This window comes from Streptomyces chiangmaiensis, from assembly GCF_036281785.1.
Lineage (GTDB): Bacteria > Actinomycetota > Actinomycetes > Streptomycetales > Streptomycetaceae > Streptomyces > Streptomyces chiangmaiensis.
In genome coordinates, this window is record NZ_JAYWVC010000016.1 from 75,552 (window position 1) to 85,472 (window position 9,921).

A 9,921-nucleotide genomic window follows, 5' to 3' on the forward strand; every position below is an offset into this window, starting at 1 on the left:
ACCGCGTGATGTCGTCCTAGCCGACGACGGTCCAGGTGTCGCCGCCGGCGAACAGTGCGGCGAGGTCGCCCTTGCCGTTCTGTTCGATGGCGGCGTCGAGCTGGTCGGCCATCAGGGTGTCGTAGACGGGCCGGTCGACGGAGCGGAAGACGCCGATCGGGGTGTTGTGGAGGGTGTCCGGGTCGGCCAGCCGGGACAGCGCGAACGCCGTGGTGGGGGAGGCGGCGTGGGCGTCGTGGACGACGATGTCCGCCTCGTTCTCCGCGGTGACGGTGACGACCGTGAGGTCGCCGGTACGCGGGTCCCGTACGACGCCGCGCGCGCCGCCGGGCCCGAAGCGGATCGGCTGCCCGTGCTCCAGGCGGATCACCGCTTCCTCCGCGGTCTGCTTGTCCTTCAGGGTGGCGAAGGCGCCGTCGTTGAAGATGTTGCAGTTCTGGTAGATCTCCACCAGGGCGGTGCCCGGGTGGGCGGCGGCCTGGCGTAGTACCTCGGTCAGGTGCTTGCGGTCGGAGTCGATCGTCCGGGCGACGAACGACGCCTCGGCGCCGATGGCCAGTGACACCGGGTTGAAGGGCGCGTCGAGGGAACCCATCGGCGTCGACTTGGTGATCTTGCCGACCTCGGAGGTCGGGGAGTACTGGCCCTTGGTCAGGCCGTAGATCCGGTTGTTGAACAGCAGGATCTTCAGGTTGACGTTGCGGCGCAGGGCGTGCATGAGGTGATTGCCGCCGATGGACAGCGCGTCACCGTCGCCGGTGACCACCCATACCGACAGGTCGCGGCGCGAGGTGGACAGGCCGGTCGCGATCGCGGGCGCACGGCCGTGAATGGAGTGCATGCCGTACGTGTTCATGTAGTACGGGAACCGGGAGGAGCAGCCGATGCCCGAGATGAAGACGATGTTCTCCCTGGCCAGGCCCAGCTCCGGCATGAAGCCCTGGACGGCGGCCAGGATCGCGTAGTCACCGCAGCCGGGGCACCAGCGCACTTCCTGATCGGACTTGAAGTCCTTCATGGACTGCCTGGCCACGGCCTTGGGGACGAGGGAGAGCGCCTCGATCGTGCCCGTGCCTTCCGTGGACGTCTCAGCCATCGATGGCCTCCTTGAGAGCCGTGGCAAGCTGTTCGGCCTTGAACGGCATTCCGTTGACCTGGTTGTACGAACGCGCGTCGACCAGGTACTTCGCCCGGATGAGCGTGGCGAGCTGACCGAGGTTCATCTCGGGGATCACCACCTTGTCATAACGCTTCAGGACCGAACCGAGATTCCGCGGGAAGGGGTTGAGGTGGCGCAGGTGGACCTGGGCGATCGACTCGCCGGCGGTGCGCAGCCGGCGTACCGCCGCGGTGATCGGGCCGTATGTGGAGCCCCAGCCCAGGACGAGGGTCCTGGCTCCGTGGGGGTCGTCGACCTCCACGTCGGCCACTTCGATGCCGTCGACCTTGGCCTGGCGGGTACGCACCATGAAGTCGTGGTTGGCCGGGTCGTAGGAGATGTTGCCGGTACCGTCCTGCTTCTCGATGCCGCCGATTCGGTGCTCCAGGCCCGGCGTGCCCGGGATCGCCCACGGCCGCGCCAGGGTCTGCGCATCGCGCTGGTAGGGCCAGAACACCTCGGTGCCGTCGTCCAGCGTGTGATTGGGGCCCTGGGCGAACTGCACCCGCAGGTCCGGCAGCTCCTCCAGGTCCGGGATCCGCCAGGGCTCCGAGCCGTTGGCCAGATAGCCGTCGGACAGCAGGAAGACAGGCGTGCGGTAGGTCAGGGCGATCCGGGCCGCCTCCAGGGCCGCGTCGAAGCAGTCCGCCGGGGTCCGCGGGGCGATCACCGGGACCGGCGCCTCGCCGTTGCGCCCGTACATCGCCTGCAGCAGGTCCGCCTGTTCGGTCTTGGTCGGCAGACCCGTCGACGGGCCGCCACGCTGGATGTCCACGACCAGCAGCGGCAGCTCCAGCGAGACCGCGAGCCCGACCGTCTCGCTCTTGAGAGCCACACCCGGTCCGGACGTCGTGGTCACGGCCAGGGAGCCGCCGAAGGCCGCGCCCAGCGCGGCACCGATCCCTGCGATCTCGTCCTCGGCCTGGAAGGTCCGCACCCCGAAGTTCTTGTGTCGGGACAGCTCGTGCAGGATGTCCGAGGCCGGGGTGATCGGGTACGAGCCAAGGAACAACGGCAGATCCGCCTGCCGGGAGGCCGCGATCAGACCGTAGGCCAGGGCCAGGTTCCCCGAGATGTTGCGGTACGTGCCGACCGGGAACGCCTTCGCGGCCGGTGCGACCTCGTAGGAGATCGCGAAGTCCTCGGTGGTCTCGCCGAAGTTCCATCCCGCCCGGAAGGCGGCGATGTTGGCCGCCGCGATGTCCGGCTTCTTCGCGAACTTCGACCTCAGGAAGTTCTCGGTGCCCTCGGTCGGCCGGTGGTACATCCACGACAGCAGACCCAGCGCGAACATGTTCTTGCTGCGCTCGGCCTCCTTGCGGCTGAGGTCGAACTCCTTCAGTGCCTCGACGGTCAGCGTGGTCAGGGGCACGGGGTGGACCTGATAGCCGTCCAGGGAGCCGTCCTCCAGGGGACTGGAGTCGTAGCCGACCTTCTGCATGGCCCGCTTGGTGAACTCGTCCGTGTTGACGATGATCTCCGCACCGCGCGGCAGGTCGCCGACGTTCGCCTTCAAGGCGGCCGGGTTCATCGCCACCAGCACGTTCGGCGCATCCCCGGGGGTGAGGATGTCATGGTCGGCGAAGTGCAGCTGGAACGAGGAGACACCCGGCAACGTGCCTGCGGGGGCACGGATCTCGGCGGGGAAGTTGGGCAGCGTCGACAGGTCGTTCCCGAACGACGCCGTCTCCGATGTGAAGCGGTCACCGGTGAGCTGCATCCCGTCACCGGAGTCTCCCGCGAACCGGATGATCACCCGGTCGAGCTTCCGTACGTCCTTCGCGCCCACCCGTTTGCGCTGTTCTCCTACGACGGCTTCGTCTGCCTGCTCCGCTGGACTGCTGACCTGGCTGGTCACTGAACTGGACCTCCCTCGAGGCGGCTGACCGGGAGCGGCCGGCCCCCCGGCCTTCCCAGGATCAACCCTACGTCGGTAAGGGTCGCCTTCCCTCGGTCGTTCGCATGATGGACACCATGGCGAGACGATCCGACGCCCTGACTTGTCATGATTTACTCGCCCCCCGACGATGCTTTTGAAGACGCTCCGGGTTCACCCTTTGGTTCTGGTGCTTACGGAGTACCCGACACTGCCGGCTCCCGCTCCGTGACACAGTGTCAGTCGATCAGGAGTTGAGATAGGTGAGAACGGCCAGAACACGCCGGTGATCCCCGTCACTCTGTGACAGGCCGAGCTTCAGGAAGATATTGCTGACGTGCTTCTCGACGGCTCCGTCGCTCACCACGAGCTGCCGGGCGATCGCGGAGTTCGTCCTGCCCTCGGCCATCAGTCCCAGGACCTCGCGCTCCCGCGGAGTGAGCGCGGCCAGCACGTCCTGCTTACGGCTGCGTCCGAGCAGCTGTGCGACCACCTCCGGGTCCAGCGCGGTGCCCCCCTGGGCCACCCGCACCACGGCGTCCACGAACTCGCGCACCTCGGCGACCCGGTCCTTGAGCAGATAGCCGACGCCGCGGCTGGAACCGGCCAGCAGTTCGGTGGCGTAACGCTCCTCGACATACTGGGACAGCACCAGCACGCCGAGTCCGGGGTGTGCCTTGCGGAGCTGAACCGCGGCCCGGACCCCCTCGTCCGTATGGGTCGGCGGCATCCGCACGTCGGCGACGACGACATCGGGGAGCTCCCCGCGGTTCGCCAGCTCGGTGATGGTCTTGATCAGCGCCTCGCCGTCACCGACACCGGCGACGACCTCATGCCCGCGGTCGGTCAGCAGCCGGGTCAGACCCTCTCTGAGCAGCACTGAATCCTCGGCGATGACCACCCGCACCTTGTCCTCCACGATCCTCGGCCCCCGAGCCCTTCGTCTTCGGCCGTATGCGTCCTGTGCGTCCGGCGGTGTTTTGGGCGGCCCGCGTCGTCAGGTCGCCCCCTCGGCCCCTCAGTATTGCGCCGTCCGCGCGTTCTCACCCGGCCTGTGGACAACTGACCGGCCGTGTTCCGCCCGGTGGGCCCGGGGAAGCCCGTACGGGAGAGGGGAAGACTCCGACGGGACGGGTCGCTCCGACTGCGGTGAGGGCAAGGCTCGGCCCGCGGGGACCGGCAAGGTGCCCGCGGGCCGGATGCGCACGGCGACGGCGACAAGGCTCTGCGCGGCCGCGACCAGGCGCACACGATGCGACAAGGAAGGGGCGTGTGGCGCGTCGAAGGAAGCCGTCCGGGGTGCCGAGTCGGACCGTCCGGGGAAAGGGCGGAGCCACCGAGGGTGGGAGGAGCGCCACCAGGGATGGAGGGGCCTCCCCCTGGCCTCCCCCGGAGGCAGACAATGCCGCGCCACGTCGCCCCCCGCTTCACGAACGGACCGAGGGGCGGCGCGTCAGAAGCGGTGCCCAGCCGCTGTCAGGCCGAGCGCCACGGCAATTCGGCGGTGATCCGGGTCGGACCCCCGGCCGGGGAATCCACCACCAGCACCCCGTCCACCGCATCGAGGCGGCCGGCCAGCCCGGCCAGCCCCGACCCCGCGGAGGTGTCCGCGCCCCCGACCCCGTCGTCCGCGACCTGCAGCAGCAGCCGGTCGTCCACACGCCAAACGTCCACCGTCGCGCGCGACGCCCGGGAGTGCTTGCTGACGTTCTGCAGCAGCTCCGACACCGTGAAGTAGGCGATCCCCTCGATCGCCGGCGCCGGCCGCGACGGCAGGTCCACCTCCACCTGCACCGGCACGGTGCACCGCGAGGCCACCGCCGACAGCGCCGCATCCAGCCCCCGGTCCGTCAGCACCGCCGGATGGATCCCGCGGGCGAGGTCCCGCAGCTCCTGCAGCGCGGTCTTCACCTCTCCGTGCGCCTCGTCCACCATCCGCGCCGCCGCCTGCGGATCCTCGGCGAGCTTCTCCTTCGCCAGACCCAGATCCATGGCCAGCGCCACCAGCCGGGCCTGTGCCCCGTCGTGCAGGTCCCGTTCGATGCGCCGTAGGTCCGCCGCCGCCGTGTCGACCACCACGCCGCGGTCCGATTCCAGTTCCACCACCCGGGTCGCCAGCCGTGACGGCCCGAGCAGCCCGTGCACCAGCAGCCGGTCCACGGTCGTCAGACCCCGCACGATCCAGGGCGTGGCCAGCGTGATCAGCAACCCCATCAGCGCGGTCACCGTGATCTTGAACGGGTTGTCCAGATAGACGTGGTGCGTCTCGTCACCGTAGAGCTGGAGCCCGTCCTGGCCGACGTACATCGGGAACACCCAGAACCACAGCGGATACGTCAGCAGTGCCCACCCGCACACCCAGAAGGTCACCCCCACGGTGAACGAGAACACCGCCCACGGGAACTGCAGCACCGTGTAGAGCAGGTGCCGCCACGACGTCCCGCTCCTGAGCATCGCCCCGGTCCAGGCCATGGCGCCGCGCCGCTTCGTCCGCAGTGGCTCGGGGTCGGCCACTTCGAGCCCCAGCAGCCCCCGCGCCCGGGCCCGCTCCAGCGCGCCGAACCCCCGGCATCCCGCGAGCGTCGCCGCGAACACCGGGATCCCGAGGAACGTCACCAGCAGTCCCGCCCCGAGCGAGAACATCGTGACGCTGTAGGTGAACATCATGATGCCGATCGGCAGGCTCAGCAGCAGGTAGCAGAACTCGCCCCAGCTGCGCCCCTCGATCGGCGCCCGCAGCGCGAGGGGAAGCCGGTGCGGCCGCCCCCCGGCGCCCTGCGACCCGGGGCCGCCCCACTCTCCGTACCCGTGCCCGTACTGCGTGGCCATCGGCGTCGTCCGTTCTCCTCGTCATCCACCCCTGCGCGGCAGGCCCGTTCGGCCCACCCCACGGTTCGTACCTCCACCCTGGTGTGACGGCGCCCGCCCGGCCATGGAGCGCGTCGGCGTCTTGGACCGGGGGTTTTCCCCACCCCGCACATCCGCTGCCCCCGGAAGGGTCCCGGCGCGCCGAGACGGCCGTACCCCCACGTACGACCGCCCCCGACCGCGCCCGCCGGCCCTCGTCACGTCCCCCGTCTCTTACCTCTGTCGAGCCTCGTCCCCCCGGTCCCGCCATGGCAGCTCCGCCGTGACGGCCGTCGGGCCGCCCACCGGCGAGTCGACGACGAACAGGCCGTCGACCGCACCCAGCCGCTCCGCGAGCCCCGCCATACCGGTGCCGGCGTCGAGGCGAGCACCGCCCCGGCCGTCGTCGCTCACCTGGATGAGCAGCCGTTCGTCGGCCCGCCAGACATCGATGGAGGCGGACTTCGCCCCGCTGTGCTTGCTGATGTTCTGCAGCAGCTCGGAGACCGTGAAGTAGGCGATGCCCTCGATCGCCGCGGCCGGCCTCGTCTCCAGATCCACCGTCACCTTCACCGGCACGGTGCAGCGCGTGGCGACCGCCGACAGCGCCGCGTCCAGGCCGCGGTCGGTGAGAACCGCCGGATGGATACCGCGGGCGAGGTCCCGCAGCTCCTGCAGCGCCAGCTTCACCTCGCCGTGCGCCTCCTCGACCATCGCCGCCGCCGAGTCCGGGTCCTCCAGAAGCTTCTCCTTGGCCAGACCGAGTCCCATCGCCAGGTTCACGAGCCGGGCCTGTGCCCCGTCGTGCAGATCGCGCTCGATGCGCCGCAGATCCGCCGCCGCGGTGTCGACGACCACCCCGCGGTCGGATTCCAGTTCCGCGATGCGCCGTTCCAGTTCGTCCGAGGGGGACAGCAGTGCGCGCACCATCGCACGGTCCACGTTCGTCAGCCCGCGGGCGATGAACGGCAGGACCGGCCACAGGACGAACAGCGACACGAACGTCACCGTGAAGGTCGCGATCCCCCAGGGCAGCCGGATGAACTCGTACAGGACCGTCCGCCAGCCCACCGGGTCCTTCAACGCCATCCACATCCGCTGGAGTGCCCCGCCGCCCTTGCGCAACGGCAGTGGAGTCGGCTCCTCCACACGGACCCCGAGCAGCGCCCTGGCCCGCGCCCGCTCCAGTTTGCCCAGCTGCCGTGCGCCCAGCAGTCCGGCGGCCAGGAGCGGCAGGCCGATCACGGTCGCCGTCAGCCCCGCTCCCATGGACAGCAGCGTCACGACGTAGGTGAAGCCCACCAGCGACGCCGGCAGATTCGCCAGCAGATGCGCGATCTCCCGCCAGGTGTGGCCGCCCAGGGCCAGACGCGGGGGCGGCGGCCGTTCGCCGTCCGGGACGGCGGAAGGGGGCGGCGGGCGCCTGCCGTGCGGGGCGCCGGAGCTCGTGATGCGTTCGGTCATATCTTCCGGCCTCGTTCGGTCATGTCCGCCAGCCTGCCAACCCGGCCCGCCACAGCACCATGAGGCGGACCGCCGAGGTCCACTGGGGCAAACCCCACCTCCGGGGATCCCGTGGAGGCGTGAGCGGAGCCGTATCGGGGGTACCGGGGGGACGGGATCGAAGCCGTGAGCGGAGCACCGGCGCATCTCAGGGCGCGACGGGCTGCTTACCCTTTCTTTAGCAGGGCCTAGACTCCCGTGCGTACAGATCGTCGAACACACGGTTCATCAGGGTCACGAGGTCAGGGAGTGAGGGGCTGACGTGCCGGATCCGACCGCCGTCGCTGCCGTGGCGGAGACCGGGAGCGTAGGGACAGCCGTGGACACCGGAAACATCGTCGCGGCGGACTACTTCCAGTCCTACTCCGTCGTCGGACTGCTCGCCGTCCTCGGCGTGTTGTTCGTCGCCGTCGCCTTCGGCGCGGGTCGCCTGCTGCGGCCCATCGTGCCCACACCCGAGAAGCTCCTGACGTACGAGTGCGGCGTCGATCCCGTCGGCGAGGGCTGGGCCCACACCCAGGTCCGTTACTACGTCTACGCGTTCCTGTACGTGATCTTCGCGGTCGATTCGATCTTTCTGTTCCCCTGGGCGACGGTCTTCGCCGCCCCCGGCTACGGCGGGACGACGCTCGTGGAGATGTTCATCTTCCTCGGCTTCCTGGCCGTGGGACTGCTGTACGCATACAAGAAGGGCGTCCTGGCATGGACGTGAACCCCTCGACCCCCTCGGTCCCGGAGCCGGTGCTGCTGCCGGAGCCCGGGGTTCCCTCCGCCGAAGACAGAGGGAGGCTCGGCGCGCTCTCCCGGCTCGCCCCGGAGCCGATGAAGGTGATCCTCAACTGGGGCCGCCGCTACTCGCTGTGGGTCTTCAACTTCGGTCTCGCCTGCTGCGCGATCGAGTTCATCGCCGCGTCGATGGCTCGTCACGACTTCATCCGCCTGGGAGTGATTCCGTTCGCTCCCGGCCCCCGTCAAGCGGACCTGATGGTGGTGTCCGGCACGGTCACGGACAAGATGGCCCCGGCCGTCAAACGCCTGTACGAGCAGATGCCCGAACCGAAGTACGTCATCTCCTTCGGTGCCTGCTCGAACTGCGGCGGCCCGTACTGGGACTCGTACTCCGTCACGAAGGGCGTCGACCAGATCATCCCGGTGGACGTGTACGTCCCCGGCTGCCCGCCGCGCCCCGAGGCGCTGCTCCAGGGCATCCTCAAACTCCAGGAGAAGATCGCGCGCGAGTCGCTGGGGGAGCGGTACGGCTCGACGCGGCCGTCCACCGCGGCCCTGCAGAGCGGCCTGGTCGAGCCGCCGTCCCCGGCGACGGTTCCGGGCGCGTCACCTGCCACGGCCGCGGGCGAGGGGCCGGGCTCGGAGGTGGCCCGATGACCGGGGCCGGCTGGCTGCCCGCGCCCATCGAGGACATCTTCGGTCCCGAGGCCACGGCCGAGGAGTCGTACGACGTCCTGACGGTCGACGTACCCGCGACGGGCTGGATCGCGGCGCTGCGGGTCGCCCGCGACGACCTGGGCTGCACGTTCTTCGACTGGCTCAGCGCGGTCGACGAGCCGGACACGGGCATGCGCGTCTCGGCCCATGTCGTGGCCCTGTCCCCGGTCCGCCGTCTCCTTCTGCGTACGACCGTCCCCCACGACGCCCCCGTCCTGCCCTCCGCCGTGGACGTCTACGCGGGCGCCGCCTGGCACGAACGCGAGACCCACGAAATGTTCGGCGTCACCTTCGAGGGCCACCCGGCGCTGGACCACCTGCTCCTGCCCGACGGTTTCGAGGGGCACCCGTTGCGCAAGGACTTCGTCCTGGCGGCCCGGGTCGCCAAGGCCTGGCCCGGGGCGAAGGAACCGGGCGAGTCGGATCACGGCGGCCCCAAGCGCCGCCAGATGCTGCCCCCGGGCGTGCCCGACCCGAACGAGTGGGGGCCGCTCAAGGGACAGCTCCCCCCGGCTCCCGCCCGCACGGCCCGAGCCGCCGGACGCCCAGCCGGCGACCGCCCCGCCCGTCGCACGCGCACCGCGGCGGAGGGCTCCGCGACCCAGGCCCCGGCCGCGAGCGAGACCACGCAGACCCCGACTCCGCCTCGTCGGGTGCGGAGCGCCTCGGAGGGTTCGGCTTCACAGCGTGCGGCGGAGGCGGGCGCCGGGCAGGCAGCTGCTCCCGCCGGGCCGGCGGCCGGTCCCCGTCGTACGCGCAGCGCGTCCGGAGGATCCGCCTCGCAACGTGCGGCCGCCTCCGAAGCCCAGGGCCAGGGTCCGGTGACCGAACCGCCCGCCGCACCGCGCAGCTCGGACGCTCCCTGGCACCACGCCCGCCCGGCCTTCGACGAGTCCGAGCCCACCCCCTCGCCGGAACGTCAAAGCAAGGCGGACACCGAGGACACGGCCGAAGGCAAGGCTGCGGCTGGAACCGCAGCCGAAGCCGGCGCCGTGCCGGAAGCCGAGGCCGGACCGAAGGCCGAGGGCGAGACCGGACCGGAGACAAAGGCCGAAGCCGAGACCACGACCGTGCCGGACTCCGAGGCCAG

The 9,921-nt window shown here is 70.5% G+C and carries 8 protein-coding genes; 3 read left to right on the forward strand and 5 right to left on the reverse strand.

Annotated elements, in window-relative coordinates:
* Positions 1–16: 16 nt before the first annotated feature.
* The 5 genes from VXC91_RS08050 to VXC91_RS08070 all read right to left on the reverse strand — a co-directional run bounded on the left by VXC91_RS08050 (position 17) and on the right by VXC91_RS08070 (position 7,346).
* Complete coding sequence (locus VXC91_RS08050) at positions 17–1,096, reverse strand: 2-oxoacid:ferredoxin oxidoreductase subunit beta (protein WP_329506214.1); 1,080 nt, start codon at positions 1,094–1,096, stop codon at positions 17–19.
* The gene (locus tag VXC91_RS08055) at positions 1,089–3,017 is read right to left on the reverse strand and encodes a 2-oxoacid:acceptor oxidoreductase subunit alpha (protein ID WP_329506215.1); all 1,929 of its coding nucleotides are present in this window, start codon (positions 3,015–3,017) and stop codon (positions 1,089–1,091) included. Before VXC91_RS08055 ends, VXC91_RS08050 begins: the two co-directional genes overlap by 8 nt.
* Before the next feature lie 265 nt (positions 3,018–3,282).
* Positions 3,283–3,942, reverse strand: a complete 660-nt coding sequence (locus tag VXC91_RS08060; protein ID WP_329506222.1) for a response regulator transcription factor — start codon at positions 3,940–3,942, stop codon at positions 3,283–3,285.
* Between the two features lie 569 nt (positions 3,943–4,511).
* A complete protein-coding gene (locus VXC91_RS08065; RefSeq protein ID WP_329506216.1) occupies positions 4,512–5,864 on the reverse strand; it encodes a sensor histidine kinase in 1,353 nt (450 codons plus the stop codon).
* Positions 5,865–6,116: 252 nt separating this feature from the next.
* Complete coding sequence (locus tag VXC91_RS08070) at positions 6,117–7,346, reverse strand: sensor histidine kinase (protein WP_329506217.1); 1,230 nt, start codon at positions 7,344–7,346, stop codon at positions 6,117–6,119.
* A gap of 301 nt (positions 7,347–7,647) precedes the next feature.
* Between VXC91_RS08070 and VXC91_RS08075 the strand changes: the two genes are divergently transcribed.
* The 3 genes from VXC91_RS08075 to VXC91_RS08085 form a co-directional block, all read left to right on the forward strand.
* On the forward strand, positions 7,648–8,097 hold the full coding sequence (locus VXC91_RS08075; protein ID WP_408057347.1) for an NADH-quinone oxidoreductase subunit A: 450 nt from the start codon (positions 7,648–7,650) through the stop codon (positions 8,095–8,097).
* Entirely contained in the window at positions 8,088–8,771 is a 684-nt protein-coding gene (locus VXC91_RS08080) for an NADH-quinone oxidoreductase subunit B (RefSeq protein ID WP_329506218.1), read from the forward strand. Before VXC91_RS08075 ends, VXC91_RS08080 begins: the two co-directional genes overlap by 10 nt.
* Positions 8,768–9,921, forward strand: a 1,154-nt coding sequence (locus VXC91_RS08085; protein ID WP_329506219.1) for an NADH-quinone oxidoreductase subunit C, incomplete at its 3' end; no start/stop codon positions are given. The genes VXC91_RS08080 and VXC91_RS08085, both read left to right, overlap by 4 nt.

Coding starts and splice junctions, on each gene's coding strand:
- VXC91_RS08050 (WP_329506214.1), bottom strand. CDS start 1,096: ATGGCTGAGACGTCCACGGAAGGCACGGGCACGATCGAGGCGCTCTCC.
- VXC91_RS08065 (WP_329506216.1), bottom strand. CDS start 5,864: ATGGCCACGCAGTACGGGCACGGGTACGGAGAGTGGGGCGGCCCCGGG.
- VXC91_RS08070 (WP_329506217.1), bottom strand. CDS start 7,346: ATGACCGAACGCATCACGAGCTCCGGCGCCCCGCACGGCAGGCGCCCG.
- VXC91_RS08080 (WP_329506218.1), top strand. CDS start 8,088: ATGGACGTGAACCCCTCGACCCCCTCGGTCCCGGAGCCGGTGCTGCTG.